The 19,271-nt window shown below is 68.1% G+C and carries 18 protein-coding genes and 2 tRNA genes; 7 read left to right on the top strand and 13 right to left on the bottom strand.

Going from position 1 to position 19,271, the window contains the following annotated elements:
- Nucleotides 1-267: 267 nt before the first annotated feature.
- From BRW65_RS04535 to BRW65_RS04545, 3 genes are read right to left on the bottom strand one after another with little or no spacing between them, the layout of a single operon-like run.
- On the bottom strand, nt 268-1,194 hold the full coding sequence (locus tag BRW65_RS04535) for an NADP-dependent oxidoreductase (RefSeq protein WP_073871796.1): 927 nt from the start codon (nt 1,192-1,194) through the stop codon (nt 268-270).
- Between the two features lie 5 nt (nt 1,195-1,199).
- Nucleotides 1,200-1,913, bottom strand: a complete 714-nt coding sequence (locus BRW65_RS04540) for a uracil-DNA glycosylase (protein ID WP_073871799.1) — start codon at nt 1,911-1,913, stop codon at nt 1,200-1,202.
- A gap of 9 nt (nt 1,914-1,922) precedes the next feature.
- The gene (locus BRW65_RS04545; RefSeq protein WP_073871801.1) at nt 1,923-2,885 is read right to left on the bottom strand and encodes a thiamine-phosphate kinase; all 963 of its coding nucleotides are present in this window, start codon (nt 2,883-2,885) and stop codon (nt 1,923-1,925) included.
- Between the two features lie 156 nt (nt 2,886-3,041).
- Between BRW65_RS04545 and BRW65_RS04550 the strand changes: the two genes are divergently transcribed.
- Nucleotides 3,042-3,617, top strand: coding sequence for a DUF3515 domain-containing protein (locus BRW65_RS04550; protein WP_084187712.1), 576 nt, complete (start codon nt 3,042-3,044; stop codon nt 3,615-3,617).
- Here the strand turns inward: BRW65_RS04550 and BRW65_RS04555 are convergent.
- Entirely contained in the window at nt 3,614-4,726 is a 1,113-nt protein-coding gene (locus tag BRW65_RS04555) for a D-alanine--D-alanine ligase family protein (protein WP_073871805.1), read from the bottom strand. The two genes, BRW65_RS04550 and BRW65_RS04555, sit on opposite strands and share 4 nt — an antisense overlap.
- 70 nt (nt 4,727-4,796) lie before the next feature.
- Entirely contained in the window at nt 4,797-5,816 is a 1,020-nt protein-coding gene (locus BRW65_RS04560) for an NAD(P)H-dependent glycerol-3-phosphate dehydrogenase (RefSeq protein ID WP_073871807.1), read from the bottom strand.
- Between the two features lie 113 nt (nt 5,817-5,929).
- Here BRW65_RS04560 and cofC point away from each other — a divergent pair, with 113 nt between their 5' ends.
- From cofC to BRW65_RS04575, 3 genes are all read left to right on the top strand, one after another.
- Nucleotides 5,930-6,583, top strand: a complete 654-nt coding sequence (cofC, locus tag BRW65_RS04565; protein WP_073871809.1) for a 2-phospho-L-lactate guanylyltransferase — start codon at nt 5,930-5,932, stop codon at nt 6,581-6,583.
- Between the two features lie 81 nt (nt 6,584-6,664).
- Complete coding sequence (locus BRW65_RS04570) at nt 6,665-8,857, top strand: RNA degradosome polyphosphate kinase (RefSeq protein ID WP_073871811.1); 2,193 nt, start codon at nt 6,665-6,667, stop codon at nt 8,855-8,857.
- Between the two features lie 86 nt (nt 8,858-8,943).
- Nucleotides 8,944-9,873, top strand: coding sequence for an NUDIX hydrolase (locus BRW65_RS04575; protein ID WP_073871813.1), 930 nt, complete (start codon nt 8,944-8,946; stop codon nt 9,871-9,873).
- 69 nt (nt 9,874-9,942) lie between these two features.
- Here the strand turns inward: BRW65_RS04575 and BRW65_RS04580 are convergent, their stop codons facing one another.
- The 3 genes from BRW65_RS04580 to leuC all read right to left on the bottom strand — a co-directional run bounded on the left by BRW65_RS04580 (nt 9,943) and on the right by leuC (nt 12,835).
- A complete protein-coding gene (locus tag BRW65_RS04580) occupies nt 9,943-10,575 on the bottom strand; it encodes an HU family DNA-binding protein (RefSeq protein ID WP_073871815.1) in 633 nt (210 codons plus the stop codon).
- A 211-nt stretch (nt 10,576-10,786) separates the two neighbouring features.
- Nucleotides 10,787-11,383 (bottom strand): 3-isopropylmalate dehydratase small subunit, encoded by a 597-nt coding sequence (gene leuD, locus BRW65_RS04585; protein WP_073871817.1) that lies wholly within the window; start codon nt 11,381-11,383, stop codon nt 10,787-10,789.
- A gap of 24 nt (nt 11,384-11,407) precedes the next feature.
- Nucleotides 11,408-12,835 (bottom strand): 3-isopropylmalate dehydratase large subunit, encoded by a 1,428-nt coding sequence (gene leuC, locus BRW65_RS04590; protein WP_073871819.1) that lies wholly within the window; start codon nt 12,833-12,835, stop codon nt 11,408-11,410.
- An 86-nt stretch (nt 12,836-12,921) separates the two neighbouring features.
- On the opposite strand from leuC, the gene BRW65_RS04595 reads away from it, so the two are divergent.
- Nucleotides 12,922-13,623: an IclR family transcriptional regulator gene (locus BRW65_RS04595; protein WP_073871821.1), complete on the top strand. Its 702-nt coding sequence runs from the start codon at nt 12,922-12,924 to the stop codon at nt 13,621-13,623.
- A gap of 157 nt (nt 13,624-13,780) precedes the next feature.
- Nucleotides 13,781-14,293 (top strand): pyridoxamine 5'-phosphate oxidase family protein, encoded by a 513-nt coding sequence (locus BRW65_RS04600; RefSeq protein ID WP_067266114.1) that lies wholly within the window; start codon nt 13,781-13,783, stop codon nt 14,291-14,293.
- Nucleotides 14,294-14,298: 5 nt separating this feature from the next.
- Here the strand turns inward: BRW65_RS04600 and BRW65_RS04605 are convergent.
- The 4 genes from BRW65_RS04605 to BRW65_RS04620 form a co-directional block, all read right to left on the bottom strand.
- Nucleotides 14,299-14,371 (bottom strand) — tRNA-Glu (locus tag BRW65_RS04605).
- Nucleotides 14,372-14,444: 73 nt separating this feature from the next.
- A tRNA-Gln gene (locus BRW65_RS04610) sits at nt 14,445-14,516 on the bottom strand.
- A gap of 147 nt (nt 14,517-14,663) precedes the next feature.
- A complete protein-coding gene (gltX, locus tag BRW65_RS04615) occupies nt 14,664-16,133 on the bottom strand; it encodes a glutamate--tRNA ligase (protein WP_073871823.1) in 1,470 nt (489 codons plus the stop codon).
- Nucleotides 16,130-16,927, bottom strand: coding sequence for a fumarylacetoacetate hydrolase family protein (locus BRW65_RS04620; RefSeq protein ID WP_067276470.1), 798 nt, complete (start codon nt 16,925-16,927; stop codon nt 16,130-16,132). Before BRW65_RS04620 ends, gltX begins: the two co-directional genes overlap by 4 nt.
- 95 nt (nt 16,928-17,022) lie before the next feature.
- Between BRW65_RS04620 and BRW65_RS04625 the strand changes: the two genes are divergently transcribed.
- Nucleotides 17,023-18,324 carry an MFS transporter gene (locus BRW65_RS04625; RefSeq protein ID WP_073871825.1) on the top strand — a complete coding sequence of 434 codons (1,302 nt, stop codon included), beginning with the start codon at nt 17,023-17,025 and terminating at the stop codon, nt 18,322-18,324.
- Here BRW65_RS04625 and BRW65_RS04630 read toward each other — a convergent pair.
- Nucleotides 18,224-19,234: a 3-isopropylmalate dehydrogenase gene (locus BRW65_RS04630; protein ID WP_073871827.1), complete on the bottom strand. Its 1,011-nt coding sequence runs from the start codon at nt 19,232-19,234 to the stop codon at nt 18,224-18,226. The two genes, BRW65_RS04625 and BRW65_RS04630, sit on opposite strands and share 101 nt — an antisense overlap.
- Between the last annotated feature and the right edge of the window lie 37 nt (nt 19,235-19,271).

Genomic DNA, 19,271 nt, shown 5'->3' on the forward strand with positions numbered 1-19,271 from the left:
GGTGCGCAGCCGGCGGGCCACGCGTTCCACCCGCTCCAAGACGCGCAACCGCTCCGGGGTCGTCAACGCGTCAAAAGACAACGCACACAAGCGCTCAGCATCGCCGTCGAGCGCGTCGATGACCCCGGCGATCTCCTCACGACTGCTGACACCCATGCCTCAAACTCTACGAACACCCACCGACAAAAACGGCCGCATTGTGACCACTGAAACCACAGTGACACAAGGGAATACAGAAACCCCACGAACCTGAAACCAGGCCCGGCCTTAGTCCCGGACGACGATCACCGTCTTGCCGGGGCGACGGCCCGGGCGCCCACGACTTTCGAACGCCTCGCGGCCCCGCTCGAGCGGGAAGGTCTCGGCGATGTCGACGCGCAACCGTCCGCCGTCGACCAGCGCGGCGAGTTCCCTCAGCTGGTCGCGGTTCGGTGCAACGATGAAAAACGTTGCCGTGACGCCATATTCGTCGGCTCGACCCTCCGGCGGTGGCGCCGACAGGGTGACCAGCCGCCCACCACGGCGCAGCACGGGAAACGACCGGTCCAACGTCTCACCGCCGACGCAGTCGATCACCACGTCGTACACCGCATCGTCGAAAGTCTCGGTGCGGACGTCGATCACCCGGTCGGCGCCATGCCCGCGGACCAGCTCGGCGGCGTCGCTGCGCACGGTCGCAGTGACGCGCGCACCGAGCATCGCGGCCAGCTGGACCGTCAAGGCGCCCACGCCACCCGCGCCGCCGTGCACCAGCACGCTCTCGCCGGCCCGCACCCCCGCCTGGTCGACCAGTGCCTGCAGGGCGGTCAGGCCGGCCAGCGGGAGCGCGGCGGCGACGACGTGCGACACCGTCGACGGCTTGGCGGCCAGGTCGGCCGCGGGAACACAGACGAATTCGGCCGCGCCGCCGTCGCGGTCGAACGGGACCAGTCCGTACACCTCGTCGCCGGGCGCGAAATCCGCCCCGCCCACGGGGACCTCGCGAACGACGCCCGAGACTTCGTGCGACGGGATCACCGGTGTGCGGCTGACACCGTCTTTGGTCCAGGTTTCGTCCCAGGTCAACTCGTCGAACGTGATTGCCGCGGCGTGGACGGCCACCAGAACTTCGCCCGCGGCCGGGGCCGGCACGGGCGCCCGCTCGACGACCAGCTGCTCCGGGCCACCCCGATGGTGCGCCCGCAAGGCCGTCATCTCGGTCAAGGCAGCCGCCAATCGATGGGGTCGGCGCCCATGCCGGTCAACAGTTCGTTGGCGCGGCTGAACGGACGCGACCCGAAGAACCCCCGGGAAGCCGAGAGCGGCGAGGGATGCGGCGACTCGATGGCCACGCAATTTCCCTCGGCCAGAATCGGTTTGAGCGTGGAAGCGTCGCGCCCCCACAGGATCGCCACCAGTGGCTGCGGGCGCGCGGCCAGCGCGCGGATCGCGCACTCGGTCACCGCTTCCCAGCCCTTGCCCCGGTGTGAGGCCGGATTGCTCGGCCGCACGGTGAGCACCCTGTTCAGCAGCATCACCCCGCGCTGGGCCCAGGGCGTCAGATCACCGCACGAGGGCTGCGGATGACCGAGGTCGGCGGAGTATTCGTCGAAGATGTTGGCCAGGCTGCGTGGCAGCGGACGCACGTCGGGGGCCACCGAAAAGCTCAGTCCCACCGCGTGTCCCGGCGTCGGGTACGGGTCTTGCCCGACGATCAGCACACGGACGTCGTCGAACGGAAAAGTAAAGGCGCGCAGCACATTCTGGCCCGCCGGCAGGTACCTGCGCCCGGCGGCGATCTCGGCCCGCAGGAACTGACCCATGGCGGCCACCTGATCCGTCACCGGTTCCAGCGCGGCGGCCCAGCCCTGCTCGACAAGTTCGGTCAAGGGCCGCGCCGTCGTTGCCGGTCCTTTCGTAGCATCGACGCTCACCGCATCACCCTAACCGTCATATGACTGCCAGCCCGGGTAGCCGGTCCAAGGTTGTCCGTCGACGAGCACGTCGGCCTCGCCCTCGAGGACCCGCCCGATGATTCGCCACCCGGCCGGCGCCGGCCCGGCGAAACAGGCCACCAGGGCGTGGTCTTCGCCGCCGCCCAGCACCCACGACCACGGATCCGCGCCTGCCGCGGTGCCCGCGGCGGTCAGCGCGTCGTGGTCCGCGGCCAGCGCGGCGGTCGACAGATCCAGCGCCACACCGGAGGCCTTGGCGATGTGCCGGAGGTCGGCGACCAGGCCGTCGGAGACGTCGATCATCGCCTGCGCTCCCCCGGCCGCCGCCGCCACGCCCTGACCGTAGGGCGGGTGGGGAACCAGATGCCGGCGGCGCAGCGAGTCGAAACCCTCAATCCCCTTGCCGAGCAACGCAAGGCCGGCTGCCGAGCGGCCCAGCTCGCCGGCGACAGCGATCACCGATCCCGCCGTGGCGCCGGACCGCAACACCGGCGTGCGGCCGTCCAGCTCGCCCAGCACCGTCACGGAGACCACCCACTGCGGGCAGCCGACCAGATCGCCGCCGGCGATGCCCGCGCCGATGCGGTGCGCTTCGTCCCACATTCCGGCGACCAGCGCGTCGACGTCGGTGGTCGGCGTGTCGCCCGGGGCGCCGAAGGCGACGACGAAGGCCGTGGGCCGAGCGCCCATCGCCTCGATGTCCGCGGCGTTCTGGGCGATGGCCTTGCGTCCGACGTCGTGCGGGGTCGACCAGTCGAGCCGAAAGTGCCGGTCTTGCACCAGCATGTCGGTCGACACCGCGACGCGGCCGTCCCCCGTATGGATCACCGCCTCGTCGTCGCCCGGGCCGACCGCCACGGCGGCCGGCTGCCGCCGACCGCGCACCAGGCGATCGATGACCGCGAACTCACCGAGCTGCTGCAGTGTGGATTTCGATCCGTCGTCGCCCACGCCACCTCCTCCGGCGCGTCCCCGCCCCGTGCGGGCCTCTATCCGACCGCCCACCTGGGGTAAGTTGAATTACTGCCCGCGCGAGCGGCCCGCGCCAGTTTAGAACCCCGTCACGATGCGGACCGCTCGCGGCCCGAGATAGGAGGTCCGCGGGCGGTGACGACCGACCCCGATACCCGCCCCGCCGTCGAGGAGGGGCCCCCGCCCGCGCTGATCTTCGCCGCGGTGGCCCTGGCCGTCGTCGCGATCGGGGTGATCCTGGTGATCGCGGCCAACCGCGAGGCGCCGCCGCAACCGGTCGCCGTGCCCGCGGCCCCGGCGCCGCAGGCCGACAGCGCCGCATGCCGGGCACTGGCCGGGGCGTTGCCGCAGCGGCTCGGCGACTATCAACGCGCGCCCGTCGCGCAGCCGGCGCCCGAGGGCGCCACCGCGTGGCGGGCCGGACCGGACAGTGAGCCCGTGGTGCTGCGCTGCGGGCTGGACCGCCCCGCGGAGTTCGTGGTGGGCTCTCCGATCCAGGTCCTCGACCGGGTGCAGTGGTTCCAGGTGCACCCCGACCAGCAGTCCGCCGGCGACGCGGGCAGGTCGACCTGGTACACGGTGGATCGGCCGGTGTACGTCGCACTCACGCTGCCGTCGGGATCGGGCCCGACGCCGATCCAGCAACTCTCCGAACTGATCGACCGCACGATACCGGCAGTGCCCATCAACCCGGCACCGGCGTCCGGTTAGCGCAAACCCACGCCCCGCGCCAACGCCGTTTCCACCATGGTCGCCAGCAGGGTGGGATAGTCCACGCCGCTGGCCGCCCACATCCTCGGGTACATCGAGATCGTGGTGAACCCCGGCATCGTATTGATCTCGTTGAGCACCGGTCCGTCGTCGGTGAGGAAGAAATCGACCCGGGCCAGCCCCTGACAGTCGACGGCGTTGAACGCCCGGACCGCCAAATGCCTTATGGTGTCGGCGATGTCGTCGTCCACCTTGGCCGGCACGTCCAATTCGGCCGCATCGTCGAGATATTTCGTGGCGAAGTCGTAGAACGAATCCTCGCGTCCACGCACCCCCGCGACGCGGATCTCCCCCACCGTGCTGGCTTCGATTGTGCCGTCGGGCATTTCGAGCACGCCGCACTCCAGCTCGCGGCCGGTGATCGCCGCCTCCACAATGACCTTCGGGTCGTGCCGGCGCGCGACCGCGACGGCCGCGCCCAGTTCGTCCCAGTTCGACACCCGGGTGACCCCGATCGACGAGCCGCCCCGCGCGGGCTTGACGAACACCGGCAGGCCGAGCCGCTCGCGCTCCTCGGGCTGCAGGGTCGACCGCGACGGGCGCAGCACCGCGTAGTCGCCGATCGGCAGCCCTTCGGCGGCGAACAGCTTCTTGGTGAATTCCTTGTCCATGCCCGCCGCGCTGGCCAGCACGCCGGCCCCGACATAGGGCACGCCGGCCAGTTCCAGCAAGCCCTGCAGCGTGCCGTCTTCCCCGTACGGGCCGTGCAGCACCGGGAACACCACGTCGACGGACGCCAGGACCTCGTTGGCCCCCGGCGACAGGGAGACCAGTTGGCCGCTTCGGCGCGGATCGGCCGTCAGGGCCAGTTCGGTGCCCGACTGCGCAGTCACCTCGGGTAGCTGCCGGTTGCTGATCGCCAGCGCGTCCGGGTCGCCGTCGGTGAGCACCCACGATCCCTCCGGGGTGATGCCGATCGCCACCACCTCGAACCGCTGCGGGTCGAGGTTGCGCAGGATGCTGCCCGCGGACACGCACGAGATGGCGTGCTCGTTGCTGCGCCCGCCGAAGACGACGGCGACGCGCACGCGGTTTCCGCTGGCACTCACAACTTAAAGAGGCTACCGGTTGAGCGGCGCTCCGGCCGGGCAGCGCCGCTGGCTGCGGTTTTGATCGCGGTCACTCGGGCTTGGTCCGGCGGCCGAGCAGCAGGGCCATCGCCTCGTCCACCGACAGCCCCTTGTGGCAGACCCGATGCACGGCGTCGGTGAGCGGCATCTCCACGTCGTAACTGGACGCGAGCGCCAGCACCGACTCGCACGAGGTCACACCCTCGACGACGTGGCCGCCGCCGGCCTGCATCGCCGACTCCATGGTCCCGCCGCGGCCCAGGCGTTCGCCGAAGGACCGGTTGCGCGACTGGGGCGACGTGCACGTCGCCACCAGGTCGCCCACCCCGGCCAGGCCGGCCAGCGTGGCGCCCTTGGCGCCGAGCGCCATGCCCAACCGGATGATCTCGGCCAGGCCCCGGGTGATGATCGCCGCCGCGGTGTTCTCTCCCAGCCCGACGCCGGCCGCCATGCCGCACGCGAGCGCGATGACGTTCTTGCACGCCCCGCCGATCTCGGTGCCGACGACATCACTATTGGTGTAGGGGCGGAAGTACCCGGTGTTGAGCATGCGCTGCAGCGCGACGGCGCGACCGGAGTCGCTGCACGCGACGACCGTGGCCGCGGGCTGGCATTCGGCGATCTCGCTGGCCAGGTTCGGCCCCGAGACCACCGCAACCTGCGCCGGGTCCACCCCAGTCACCGACACGATGACCTGACTCATCCGCATCAGGGTGCCCAGCTCGATGCCCTTGGCCAGGCTGACCAGGGTGGCGCCGTCGGGCACCAGCGGCGCCCACCCTTCGAGGTTGGCGCGCATCGTCTGCGCGGGCACACCCAACAGCACCGTCGAAGCGCCGGCGAGCGCCTCCGCCGCGTCGGTGGTCGCGCGGATGCCCGCCGGCAGCACGGTGCCGGGCAGATAGTCGGGGTTGCACCGGGTGGCGTTGATCTGGTCGGCGACGTCAGACCGGCGCGCCCACAGCGTGGCCTCGGATTCCGGTTCCCCCGCCTCGACGAGCACCTTGGCCAGCGCCGTGCCCCACGCGCCGGCGCCCATGACCGCGACGGCGCCCTTCGAGCCGGTCATCCACCACCCCCCGTCTGTCCTCTCAGCGTGTTGCAGCCGCTACACCCTAGATCAGCGGACGTCACGCGAGCTAGCGCGTCCGCCGTCGGCGGACGCTGGCAGGATGAGATCTCATGAGCGGCACACGAGCCGACGACGCGGGCAAGGACGTTGCCCTGATCGTCGCCGTCAAGCGGTTGGCCGCGGCCAAGACCAGGCTGGCCCCGGTTTTCTCGGCGCGCACCCGGGAGAGCGTGGTGCTCGCCATGCTGATCGACACCCTGACGGCGGCGGGACGCGTTGACGCGTTGGGCTCCATCACCGTCGTCACGCCCGACGAAGCCGCCGCCGCGGCGGCGACGGAGCTGGGGGCCGAGGTACTGGCCGACCCGACGCCCGAGGGGCACGGCGACCCGCTGAACAACGCCATCGCCACCGCGGAACGGGCGGTGGGCGGATTCTTCCCGAATACCGTTGTGCTACAAGGCGATTTGCCGGCACTGCAGACGCAGGAGCTGGCCGAGGCCATCGCCGCCGCGCGGCAGCACCGTCGCAGCTTCGTCGCCGACCGGCTGGCGACGGGAACCGCCGCGCTGTTCGCCTTCGGCGCCCAACTCGATCCGCAGTTCGGCGCCGATTCGTCGGCGCGGCATCGACGTTCGGGTGCGATCGAACTGACCGGCGCGTGGCCGGGGCTGCGTTGCGACGTCGACACCCCCGACGACCTCGCCGCCGCGCGCCGCCTCGGCGTGGGCGCGGCGACCGCCCGGGCCCTCGCCCACCAGTGACATCGGCCGGCAAGCTGTCCTCGCGGTGAACGTCGTCCCAACGGCGAACGGATGTCCGTCGAGCGCTAGCAGCATCGGCGAGTGATGAGCAATGATCGCAGGGTGACTGAAACCGAAGCTGAGGCACGCCCCGACCAGAACTTGTGGCATCAAGGCGACTCGGCCGTGGCAGCGCCGCCCGCCGCGACGCCGTCCGCCATCACCGACCTGCCGGAGGACCGCTACCTCAATCGGGAGCTGAGCTGGCTCGACTTCAACGCCCGCGTGCTGGCGCTGGCCGACGACAACTCGTTGCCATTGTTGGAGCGGGCCAAGTTCCTGGCCATCTTCGCGTCCAACCTCGACGAGTTCTACATGGTCCGCGTCGCCGGCCTCAAGCGCCGCGACGAGATGGGGCTGTCGGTTCGCTCTGCAGACGGACTGACGCCGCGCGAGCAACTGGCCCTCATCGGTGAGCAGACTCAACGGATCGCGACCCGGCACGCGCGGGTGTTCCTCGATTCGGTGCGACCGGCGCTCGCCGAGGAAGGCATACATATAGTCACGTGGGCCGATTTGGATCAGGGTGAGCGCGACGAACTGTCGACCTATTTCCACGAACAAGTCTTTCCCGTTCTGACCCCGCTCGCGGTCGATCCCGCGCATCCCTTCCCCTTCGTCAGCGGGTTGAGCCTGAACCTGGCGGTCATGGTGCGCCAACCCGAAGAGGGTGGCCAGCATTTCGCGCGGGTGAAGGTGCCCAACAACGTGGACCGATTCGTCGAACTGCGCGGCCCCGGACATCCAGACGATGGCGAAGGGGCGACCGTAATCCGCTACCTGCCAATGGAAGAGCTGATCGCGGCCTTCCTGCCGGTGCTGTTCCCCGGCATGGATATCGTTCAGCATCACGCGTTCCGCATCACCCGCAACGCTGACTACGAGGTCGAAGAGGACCGCGACGAAGACCTCCTGCAGGCGCTGGAGCGGGAGTTGGCCCGCAGGCGGTTCGGGTCGCCGGTGCGACTCGAGGTCGCCAACGACATGACCGAGAGCATGCTGGAATTGCTGCTGCGCGAACTCGACGTCAATCCGGGTGACGTCATCGAGGTGCCGGGCCTTCTCGACCTATCGTCGTTGTGGCAGATCTACAGCGTCGACCGGCCCGCGCTCAAGGACCCGGCTTTCGTCCCCGCCACCAGCCCCGCCTTCGTCGACCGCGAGACGCCGAGAAGCATTTTCGCGACGCTGCGCGAAGGCGATGTGCTGCTTCATCATCCGTATGAGTCGTTCTCGACCAGCGTCCAGCGATTCATCGAGCTGGCCGCCGCCGACCCGAACGTGCTGGCGATCAAGCAGACGCTGTACCGCACGAGCGGTGATTCGCCGATCGTGCGGGCGCTCATCGCCGCGGCCGAGGCCGGCAAGCAAGTGGTGGCGCTCGTAGAGATCAAGGCGCGTTTCGACGAACAGGCCAACATCCGCTGGGCGCGAACGCTGGAGCAGGCGGGCGTGCACGTCGTCTACGGCTACGTCGGACTCAAGACGCACTGCAAGACCTGCCTGGTGGTGCGGCGCGAAGGTTCGACGATCCGGCGCTACTGCCACATCGGCACCGGCAACTACAACGGAAAGACGGCGCGACTCTACGAGGATGTCGGGCTGCTTACGGCGTCTCCCGAGATCGGGGCCGACCTGACCGACCTGTTCAATTCGCTGACCGGCTACTCGCGCAAGGTCTCCTACCGCAACCTTCTGGTCGCCCCGCATGGCATTCGCACGGGCATCATCGAACGCGTCGAGCGCGAGATCGCGGCGCACCGCGAACACGGTGGTGGCCGGATCCGGCTGAAGATGAACGCCCTTGTCGACGAACAGGTCATCGACGCGCTTTACCGGGCGTCGCGGGCCGACGTGCGGGTCGAGGTGGTGGTGCGCGGCATCTGCGCGCTGCGGCCCGGCACAGAAGGATTCTCGGAGAACATCGCGGTCCGCTCGATTCTCGGTCGCTTCCTCGAGCATTCCCGCATCATGCATTTCAATCGCATCAACGAGTTCTGGATCGGCAGCGCCGACATGATGCACCGCAACCTGGACCGGCGCGTCGAGGCGTTGGTTCAGGTGAAGGATCCGAGGCTGACCTCATACCTGGACGACTTGTTCGAGTCCGCGCTCGACCCCTCCACCCGGTGCTGGGAGCTGGGGTCCGACGGGCAGTGGATCGCGTCGCCGCAGGAGGGCCACACCGTGCGCGATCACCAAGTGTCGTTGATGGAGCGGCACCGCAGTCCCTAACCCTCCGCGTGGTGATTTACGGTTGTCTCCGGCCGCACCTCGAACGTGCGCGCGACCCCGGACCGAATTGACCTGCAGGAGTTGAGTTGCCGACCAAGAGCTCGCGTTCGGGAAGCCGGATCGTGTATGCCGCCGGAGCCGTGTTGTGGCGACCGACCGATGCGTCCAATCCCGGCCTCGAGATCGCGGTGATCCACCGCCCGCGCTACGACGACTGGTCGCTGCCCAAGGGCAAAGTCGACCCGGGCGAGACGGCGCCCGTCGCCGCGGTGCGGGAGGTGTGCGAGGAGACGGGGCACCACGCCATCCTGGGCAGGCGGCTCGACATGGTGAGCTACCCGATCGAGGCCGGGGTCAAGAAGGTCTACTACTGGGCGGCGCGCAGCACCGGCGGTGACTTCACCCCCGGCAACGAGGTCGACGAATTGGTATGGCTGCCGATCTCCGACGCACTGAAGAGGCTCAGCTATTCGCACGATCGAAAGATGTTGCGCCACTTCACGAAACATCCAGCTGACACGCACACCGTGCTGGTGGTTCGGCACGGCACGGCCGGCCGGAAATCGCGCTTCAAGGGCGACGACACCCAGCGGCCGTTGGACAAACGGGGGCGTGCGCAGGCCGAGGCACTGGTGCCGCAGCTGCTGGCCTTCGGCGCCACGGATGTATATGCGGCCGACCGGCTGCGCTGCCATCAGACGGTGGAGCCGCTCGCGGAGGAGCTGGGTGTGACGGTGCACAACGAGCCCGCCCTCACCGAGGAGTCTTACGCCAAGAGCCCCAAACGCGGCCGGCACCGCGTGCTCGCCATCGCGGAGCAAGAAGGCACACCGGTCATTTGCACGCAGGGCAAGGTGATCCCGGATTTGATCACGTGGTGGTGCGAACGGGACGGGGTGCGTCCCGACAAGTCACGCAACCACAAGGGCAGCACTTGGGTGCTCTCGCTCGCGGGCGGCCGGCTGGTGTCGGCCGACCACATCGGTGGCGCCCTGGCCGCCAACGTGCGGGCATAACACGCGAATACCCTTCGGGTGCATCGCTGCTTCCCGAAGGGTATTCGCGTCTAGAACTCGACCGACGCCTTAGCGGCGACCGCGACGGGCGGTGGCCTTCTTGGCCGGAGCCTTCTTTGCGGCGGCCTTCTTGGCCGGAGCCTTGGTTGCGGCCTTCTTGGCCGGAGCCTTCTTCGCCACGACCTTCTTCGCCGCGGTCTTCTTGGCCGGGGCCTTGGTTGCGGCCTTCTTGGCCGGAGCCTTGGTCGCAGCCTTCTTCGCCGGAGCCTTCTTCGCGGGAGCCTTCTTCGCCGGGGCGGCCTTCTTGGCGGGCGCCTTCTTGGCCGCCGCCTTCTTCGCCGGAGCCTTCTTAGCGGCCGTCTTCTTCGCCGCGCCGCTTGCCACTACACCACGCTTCACTGCAGGTCCTTCCGACGGGAGACGCTGTGCCCCAGATACAACCGCTTTGAACTGAGCACCGGGCCGGAAGGCCGGCACGGAAGTCGGCTTGACTTTCACCGTCTCGCCGGTACGCGGGTTGCGGGCCACCCGGGCCGCGCGGCGCCGCTGCTCGAATACACCGAACCCGGTGATGGTGACGCTGTCGCCCTTGTGCACCGCGCGCACAATGGTGTCGACAACGTTCTCGACGGCGGCGGTTGCCTGCCGTCGGTCGGTGTCCAATTTCTGTGTGAGCACATCTATGAGCTCTGCCTTATTCATCCAATCCCTCCGACGCTAGTGGTCCTCTGTTTGAACCGACTAGCGAACACGGTAAACCCTCACCCAGCAAATTTCCAAGAGCCACGCGCAATTTCAGGGTCGGACAATCGCAGATTTTCGCAATCCGGTTGCCGCCCTTGACCGGTGGGGGACGGGAATTCCACCCGGTTTAGTTAGGTGAGCAAGAAGAAATTTCGGTCGTCTCGACCGTTCACGAGGCAGGCAGAGTGCGCGGCTTCCACTGTGGATAGGCGGCCTCGTATGACTCGATTTTGTCGAGTTTCCGCAGCGTAAGGGCTATATCGTCGAGTCCTTCGAGAAGCCGCCAGGCGGTGTGGTCGTCAATCTTGAACGGCAGCACCGTCGTTCCCGCGGTGATATTTCGATCTTGAAGATTGGCAGTGATTTCCAGTCCCGGACTCTGCTCGATGAGCTTCCAAAGTAGTTCCACGCCATCTTGCGAAACTTCGGCCGCCAGGAGCCCCGCCTTGCCGGCGTTGCCCCGGAAGATGTCACCGAATCGAGACGAGATGACCACCCGGAACCCGTAGTCCATGAGGGCCCACACCGCATGCTCGCGCGACGAGCCGGTCCCGAAGTCGGGTCCGGCGACCAGGACGGACCCCCGGTCAAAGGGGCTGAGGTTGAGGACGAATGAGGGATCCGACCGCCAGCTGGCGAACAATCCGTCCTCGAAACCGGTTCGGGTCACCCGTTTCAAATACACCGCCGGAATGATCTGATCGGTGTCGACATTGGACCGCCGCAACGGGACACCGATGCCGGTGTGCGTGTGAAATGCTTCCATGCTCTTGCCTTCTTCCCGAATGGATCAGTTCAAATCGGCCGGGGCGGACAATGTGCCGCGAACCGCCGTCGCGGCGGCGACGGCCGGAGACACCAGGTGCGTGCGGCCGCCTTTCCCCTGGCGCCCTTCGAAGTTGCGGTTGGACGTCGCCGCGCACCGCTCCCCCGGCGACAGCTGGTCCGGGTTCATCCCCAGACACATCGAGCAGCCCGCCTGGCGCCATTCGGCGCCCGCGGCGGTGAAAACCTCGCCCAGCCCTTCGGCTTCGGCCTGCGCGCGCACCCGCATGGACCCCGGCACCACGAGCATCCGCACTCCGGGCGCCAGCTTGCGCCCACGCAGCACGTCGGCGACCACCCGTAGGTCTTCGATACGACCGTTGGTACAAGAGCCCACGAACACGGTGTCGACCGCGATATCGCGCATCGGGGTCCCGGGGCGAAGGTCCATGTAGGCCAACGCCTTCTCGGCGGCCTGCCGTTCGGCGTCACCGGTCATCAGCTCCGGGTCTGGCACGGCGGCGGCCAGCGGCACGCCCTGCCCCGGGTTCGTTCCCCACGTCACGAACGGGCTCAACGATGCTGCGTCGAGGTGGACCTCGGTGTCGAAGACGGCGCCGGGGTCGGTGTGCAGCTGCTGCCAATAGCGCATCGCCGCGTCCCATTGCTCACCCTGGGGCGCGTGCGGCTTGTCGCGCAGGAATTCGAAGGTGGTGGCATCCGGCGCCACCATGCCCGCCCGGGCGCCGGCCTCGATGCTCATGTTGCAGATCGTCATCCGGCCTTCCATCGACAGCGATTCGATGGCGCTGCCACGGTATTCGATGACGTGGCCCTGCCCGCCGCCGGTGCCGATCTTGGCGATCAGCGCGAGAATGATGTCCTTGGCGGTCACACCGGCGGGCAATTCGCCGTCGACATTGACCGCCATCGTCCTGAATGGCCGCAGCGGCAACGTCTGGGTGGCCAGCACATGCTCGACCTCCGATGTGCCGATGCCCATCGCCAGCGCCCCGAATGCGCCATGCGTGGACGTGTGACTATCACCACAGACAATCGTCATTCCGGGTTGGGTGAGGCCCAATTGCGGCCCGACGACATGCACGATGCCCTGTTCGATATTCCCCATCGGATAAAGGCGAACACCGAATTCGGCGCAGTTTCGGCGCAGCGTCTCGACCTGGGTGCGCGACACCGGGTCGGCGATCGGCTTGTCGATGTCGACCGTGGGGACGTTGTGGTCCTCGGTGGCCAGCGTCAGGTCGGGGCGTCGCACGGTCCGGCCCGCAAGCCGCAGCCCGTCGAAGGCCTGCGGGCTGGTGACCTCGTGCACCAGATGCAGATCGATATAGATCAGGTCGGGCGCCCCTCCTTGCTGGGAACCGCCCCCTTTGTCCACAACGTGGTCGTCCCATACCTTTTCGGCCAGGGTGCGCGGCTTGCCGGATCCCATCTGAAAACTCGCCTCTATTCCTGATGCGCGGCTCGCCGATCCACCACGGGCTGTGATCTCAGAATGCGAGACGCTAGTATCTCCTTGTGAGACAGCATAGCGGCATCGGCGTCCTCGACAAAGCCGTGGGTGTCCTGCACACCATCGCCCAATCCCCCTGCGGACTGGCCGAACTGTGCGAGCGGACCGGATTACCCAGGGCCACCGCGTATCGGCTGGCGGCCGCGCTCGAAATCCATCGCCTGCTCGCCCGCGACGACGAAGGCCGCTGGCTACTGGGTCCGGCCGTCACCGAGCTCGCCGCCCACGTCAACGATCCGCTGCTGGCCGCCAGCGCGGGGGTGCTGCCCCTGCTGCGCGAGACAACGGGCGAGAGCGTGCAGCTGTACCGCCGCGAAGGCACGACGCGGGTCTGTGTGGCCGCCCTGGAACCCGCTGCGGGCCTTCGCGATACCGTCCCGGTCGGGGCGCGATTGCCGATGACGGCCGGTTCGGGCGCCAAGGTGCTGCTGGCTCACAGCGATGCGGCGACGCAAAAGGCGGTGCTGCCGACGGCGAAATTCACCGAGCGCACGCTTGCCGAAGTGCGGCGCCGCGGCTGGGCGCAAAGCGTCGCCGAGCGAGAGCCCGGCGTCGCGAGCGTGTCCGTTCCCGTGCGCGATGGCCGCGGCGCGGTCATCGCCGCCATCTCCGTGTCGGGACCCGTCGACCGGATCGGTCGCCGTCCCGGCGCGCGCTGGGCCGCCGATCTGTTGTCGGCGGCCGAAGCACTCACCCGCCGGCTGTAGGGGCCGCCGAATCGGGTGTGCATCAATGGCGTAGCGAGTGCAACTACGGCGGCGAACTCGCCAAAATCCCGCCACACACGCACACTCGACGCCGTCGGCGCACAGTGAAAGCCACCAGCGCACACTCGACCGGACGTGGGCTGTCAGACTGACCGCCATGGGAACCAATCAGCGCGCGAGCATCGTCATGTCGGAAGACGAGATCGCCGACTTCGTTGTCAAGAGCCGCACCGGAACGCTGGCCACCATCGGCCCCGACGGCCAGCCGCACCTGACCGCAATGTGGTACGCCGTCGTGGACGGCGAAATCTGGCTGGAGACCAAGGCCAAGTCACAGAAGGCGGTCAACCTCAAACGGGACCCGCGGGTGAGCTTCCTGATCGAGGACGGCGACACCTACGACACACTGCGTGGGGTGTCGTTCGAGGGCGTCGCGGAAATCGTCGACGATCCCGATGTGTCGCACCGGGTGGGGGTAAGCGTGTTCGAGCGCTACACCGGGCCCTACACCGACGAGATGAAGCCCTTCGTGGAGCAGATGATGAACAAGCGCGTCTGCGTGCGCATCGTCGCCCAGCGCGCCCGCTCCTGGGATCACCGCAAACTCGGACTGCCGGCCATGCCGGTGGGTGGGTCCACGGCACCGGCCGTATTGGGAACCGGTCAATAGTTTTGTAGCCCCGATGGGATTCGAACCCACGCTACCGCCGTGAGAGGGCGGCGTCCTAGGCCGCTAGACGACGGGGCCGGACACGATCCGAGGTGTCAGCATAGCTCACACGTCAGAAGGCCACCTAATCGCTTGAGGTGGCGAGATTTTGCTGGGGTACCAGGACTCGAACCTAGAATGGCTGAACCAGAATCAGCTGTGTTGCCAATTACACCATACCCCATTGGCTGCCTAAAACCGCTGGTCAGCGGTCATTCCGAGCGATAACACGCCGCTCGGGGGACCGCTGTTGCCAGCCGTTGTCGGCCTTTGCGAACCGCAGTGCAGACTACCAAAGACTCGCCACACACTCCGCACGCGAGGGCTTCGCCTAGCCGGCGACCGCTTCGCGCGCGGCGCGTAGCCGCTGCACGCTGCGCTCACGGCCCAGCAGCTCCAAGGATTCGAACAACGGCGGGCTGACCGTCGTTCCCGTGGCCGCCACCCGGATCGGGCCGAAGGCCTTGCGCGGTTTGAGGCCCAGGTTTTCGATGAGCGCGGCCTTGAGCGCGGGCTCGATCTGGGCCGTGGTCCAATCCGTCACGCCGTCCAGCGCGGTCAGCGCGGCGTCCAGCACCGTGGCCGCGTCCGGACCGAGTTCCTTGGCGGCGGCCTTGGGATCGATGGCGTACTCGTCGTCGTTGAGGAACCTCAGCAACTCCCACGCGTCGCCCAGCACGACGATGCGGGTCTGCACCAGCTCGGCGGCGGTGGCGAACGCCGCGTCGTCGAGTCCCAGCCGATGGCCGTGCACGTCGAGGTAGTCGCGCAGCCGGCCCGCGAAGTCGGCCGGCTCGAGCATGCGGATGTGCTCGGCGTTGAGCGCGTCGGCCTTCTTCTGGTCGAACCGCGCGGGATTGGAGTTGACGTCGACGACGTCGAACGCGGCCACCATTTCGTCGAGACTGAACAGGTCGTGGTCGTCGGCGATGGCCCAGCCCAACAACGCCAGGTAGTTGAGCAGCCCCTCCGGGATGAAGCCCCGGTCGCGGTGGGCGAACAGGTTCGACTGCGGGTCACGCTTGGACAGCTTCTTGGTCCCCTCCCCCAATACCGTTGGCAAGTGGGCGAACTCCGGGATCCGGTCGGCCACGCCGATCCGGATCAGCGACTGATACAGCGCGAGCTGGCGTGGCGTGGACGGCAGCAGGTCCTCGCCGCGCAGCACATGGGTGATCTTCATCAGCGCGTCGTCGCAGGGATTGACCAAGGTGTACAACGGATCTCCGTTGGCGCGGGTCAAGGCGAAGTCGGGCACGCTGCCCGCGGCGAAGTTGGTAGACCCGCGCACGAGGTCGTTCCAGCCGAGGTCTTCGTCGGGCATCCGCAGCCGCACCACCGGCTTGCGTCCCTCCGCGAGGAACGCGGCCCGCTGGGCGTCGGTCAGCTGCCGATCGAAGTTGTCGTATCCCAGTTTCGGGTTGCGGCCGGCCGCGATGTGACGCGCCTCAACCTCTTCCGGGGTCGAGAACGCGTAGTAGGCCTCACCCGCTTCGAGCAGCTTGGCCACCACGTCGCGGTAGATCTCCTTGCGCTGCGATTGCCGGTATGGACCGTAGGGCCCGTCGACCTCGGGCCCCTCGTCCCAGTCGAGACCGAGCCAACGCAGCGCGTCGAGCAGCGCCAAATAGCTTTCCTCGCTGTCGCGCTCGGCGTCGGTGTCCTCGATGCGGAATACGAACGTGCCACCCGTATGCCGGGCGTAGGCCCAGTTGAACAGCGCGGTGCGGACCATTCCGACGTGCGGGGTGCCGGTGGGCGAGGGGCAGAACCGAACGCGGACTTTCGCTTCGGCCGTCACGACTTGCCCTTACGGACCACGGGATTGGACAGGGTGCCGATGCCCTCGATGGTGATGGCGACCGTGTCGCCGTCCTCGATCGGGCCGACCCCGGCCGGCGTCCCGGTGAGGATCAGGTCGCCGGGCAGCAGGGTCATCACGGCCGAGATCCATTCGACGATGGCGCCGACGTCATGGATCATCAGCGAGGTGCGGCTGTGCTGCTTCACCTCGCCGTTGACCTCGGTTCGGATTTCCAGGTCCGCCGGGTCGACATCGGTGACGATCCACGGCCCGACCGGGCAGAAGGTGTCGTGGCCCTTCGCCCGTGTCCACTGGCCGTCGGCCTTCTGTTGATCGCGGGCCGACACGTCGTTGCCGATGGTGTACCCCAGGATGCTGTCGGCCGCCTCGGCGGCCGTGACATCCTTGCAGGGCCGGCCGACGACCGCGGCCAGCTCCCCCTCGAAATGCACGGGTGATGCGTTGGCCGGCAACCGAATCGGCACGTTCGGCCCGACGATCGCGGTATTGGGCTTGAGGAAGATGATCGGATCCGGCGCGGCGGGGCCGGTGAGTTCGGTCATCTCCGCGATGTGATCGGTGTAGTTCTTGCCGATGCAGACCACCTTGCTGGCCAGTATCGGGGCCAGCAGCCGCACATCGGGCAGCGGCCACGAGCGGCCGGTGAAGTTCGGCGTGCCAAATGGGTGCTCGGCGATCTCGCGGGCAATCATCGCGGCGGGATCGGCGAGGTCACCCTCGATGCTGACGAAGGCGACACCGTCCGGGCTGGCGATTCGACCAAGGCGCATTTCGTTGAGCCTAGTGACGGTCGCGAGCGCGGCGTTGGGCGCACCTCCCACCCGAGTATTACCAGCGGTTTTCCCCGCCTGTGCGAGCATGGGGAATGCAAACGGGGACCGCCACGCCCGAGCTCGGCCCGGGCGGGCGCTGGTCCATCATGGTGGTATCGCTGGTGGTCACCGCCAGCACTTTCCTCTTCATCAACGGCGTCGCGTTCCTGATCCCCTCGCTGCAAACGGCGCGGGGAATCCCGCTCGACGAAGCCGGTCTGCTGTCCTCGATGCCCAGCTGGGGCATGGTCGTAACGCTCGTGCTGTGGGGGTACGTGCTGGACCGGGTGGGCGAGCGGCTGGTGATGGCCGCGGGTTCGGCGCTCACCGCGGTGGCGGCCTTCGCCGCGGCATCGGCGCATTCGTTGGTGCTCATGGCCGTGTATCTCTTTCTGGGCGGCATGGCCGCCGCGAGTTGCAACACCGCCGGCGGGCGGCTGGTGTCGGCGTGGTTCCCGCCGCACCAACGCGGCCTGGCGATGGGTCTCCGCCAGACGGCCCAGCCCCTCGGAATCGCCTTGGGAGCGCTGGTCATTCCCGAGCTCGCCGAACACGGGCCGAGCGCGGGGCTCAGGTTCACGGCGTTGGCGTGCGCCTTGGGGGCGGCGGCCAGCGCGATCGGCATCATCGACCCGCCGCGCAAGCCGCGGGAGAAAGCCACCGACACCGAACTCGCCAGCCCCTACCGAGGGTCCTTGACGCTGTGGCGGATTCACACGGTCGCGGGCTTGATGATGGTGCCGCAGACGGTGACCGTCACATTCATGCTGGTGTGGCTGATCAAGAATCTGAACTGGTCGGTCGCGGCCGCCGGCAGCCTGGTCACCCTTTCGCAGCTGCTGGGTGCCATCGGCCGCGTCCTGGTGGGCCGCTGGTCCGACCGGATCGGTTCGCGCATGCGTCCGGTCCGCCTCATCGCGGGCGCGGCCGCCGTCACCCTGTTCCTGTTGGCCTGGGCCGATTTCCTGGATTCGAGCTTTCAGGCGCCCGTGATGGTCGCCATCTCGGTGATCGCCGTGCTCGACAACGGTTTGGAGGCCACGGCCATCACCGAATTCGCCGGCCCGTTCTGGAGCGGGCGCGCCCTGGGCATCCAGAACACCACCCAGCGGGTGGTCGCGGCCGCCGCGCCACCGCTCTTCGGCGCCCTGATCACCGCCGCGAAATACCCGAACGCGTGGATATTGTGCGGACTGTTCCCGGTCGTCGCGGTGCCGTTGGTGCCCGCGCGGCTGCTGCCGCCCGGTCTGGAAACTACAGCCCGGCGGCAATCCGTTCGCCGACTTCGGTGGTGGCGAGCCGTTCGTTCCCACGCGTTGCCAAATACGACTCGACGGCCCGATCCACCCGGCTAGCGGCATCGTCCTCGCCGATGTGGGCGAGCAGCAACGCGACCGACATGATCGCCGCGGTCGGATCAGCGATGCCCTTGCCCGCGATGTCGGGAGCGCTGCCGTGCACCGGCTCGAACATCGACGGGTTCGTGCGCGTCGCGTCGATATTTCCGCTGGCGGCCAAGCCGATTCCGCCGCACACCGCCGCCGCCAGGTCGGTGATGATGTCGCCGAACAGATTGTCGGTGACGATCACGTCGAAGCGCCCGGGGTCGGTGACCATGAAGATGGTGGCCGCGTCGACGTGTTGGTACGCGACCTCGACGTCGGGGTACTGCTCCCCGACCTCGGCGACGATGCGCGCCCACAACTTGCCGGCGAACGTCAGCACGTTCGTCTTGTGCACCAGCGTCAGGTGCTTACGGCGGCGCTGGGCGCGCTCGAATGCGTCGGCCACCACGCGGCGCACGCCGAAGGCGGTGTTCAGGCTCACCTCGGTGGCAACCTCGTTGGGCGTGCCGGTGCGGATCGCTCCGCCGGTACCGGTGTAGGGGCCTTCGGTGCCCTCGCGCACCACCACGAAATCGATGTCGGGGTTTCCGGCGAGCGGGCTTGCCACACCGGGATACAGCCGGCCCGGCCGCAGGTTGACGTGATGATCGAGCTCAAAACGCAGGCGCAGCAACAGACCCCGCTCCAGCACCCCGCTGGGCACCGACGGATCGCCGATCGCACCGAGCAGGATGGCGTCGTGCTGGCGCAGTTCGCCGAGCACCGATTCCGGCAAGAGCTCACCGCTGGCGTGAAAGCGCCGGGCACCCAGGTCGTAGTCGGTCTTCTCCACACCGGGCAGCACCGCGTCGAGCACTTTGACGGCCTCGGCCGTCACTTCGGGCCCGATGCCGTCGCCGCCGATAACAGCGAGCTTCACTGCGCCGCCCCCACATCACTACGTTCTGCATCGTCGC

Origin of the sequence: Mycobacterium paraffinicum, assembly GCF_001907675.1 — a bacterium.
In the GTDB taxonomy this organism is placed as follows: Bacteria; Actinomycetota; Actinomycetes; order Mycobacteriales; family Mycobacteriaceae; genus Mycobacterium; species Mycobacterium paraffinicum_A.

What these genes read in the sequence shown, in the direction of transcription:
- BRW65_RS04535 (WP_073871796.1), bottom strand. Translation starts at nt 1,194, where the DNA reads ATGACGGCCTTGCGGGCGCACCATCGGGGTGGCCCGGAGCAGCTGGTC.
- BRW65_RS04560 (WP_073871807.1), bottom strand. Translation starts at nt 5,816, where the DNA reads ATGACCGGCTCGAAGGGCGCCGTCGCGGTCATGGGCGCCGGCGCGTGG.
- cofC (WP_073871809.1), top strand. Translation starts at nt 5,930, where the DNA reads ATGAGCGGCACACGAGCCGACGACGCGGGCAAGGACGTTGCCCTGATC.
- BRW65_RS04580 (WP_073871815.1), bottom strand. Translation starts at nt 10,575, where the DNA reads ATGAATAAGGCAGAGCTCATAGATGTGCTCACACAGAAATTGGACACC.
- leuD (WP_073871817.1), bottom strand. Translation starts at nt 11,383, where the DNA reads ATGGAAGCATTTCACACGCACACCGGCATCGGTGTCCCGTTGCGGCGG.
- leuC (WP_073871819.1), bottom strand. Translation starts at nt 12,835, where the DNA reads ATGGGATCCGGCAAGCCGCGCACCCTGGCCGAAAAGGTATGGGACGAC.
- BRW65_RS04600 (WP_067266114.1), top strand. Translation starts at nt 13,781, where the DNA reads ATGGGAACCAATCAGCGCGCGAGCATCGTCATGTCGGAAGACGAGATC.
- BRW65_RS04620 (WP_067276470.1), bottom strand. Translation starts at nt 16,927, where the DNA reads ATGCGCCTTGGTCGAATCGCCAGCCCGGACGGTGTCGCCTTCGTCAGC.
- BRW65_RS04625 (WP_073871825.1), top strand. Translation starts at nt 17,023, where the DNA reads ATGCAAACGGGGACCGCCACGCCCGAGCTCGGCCCGGGCGGGCGCTGG.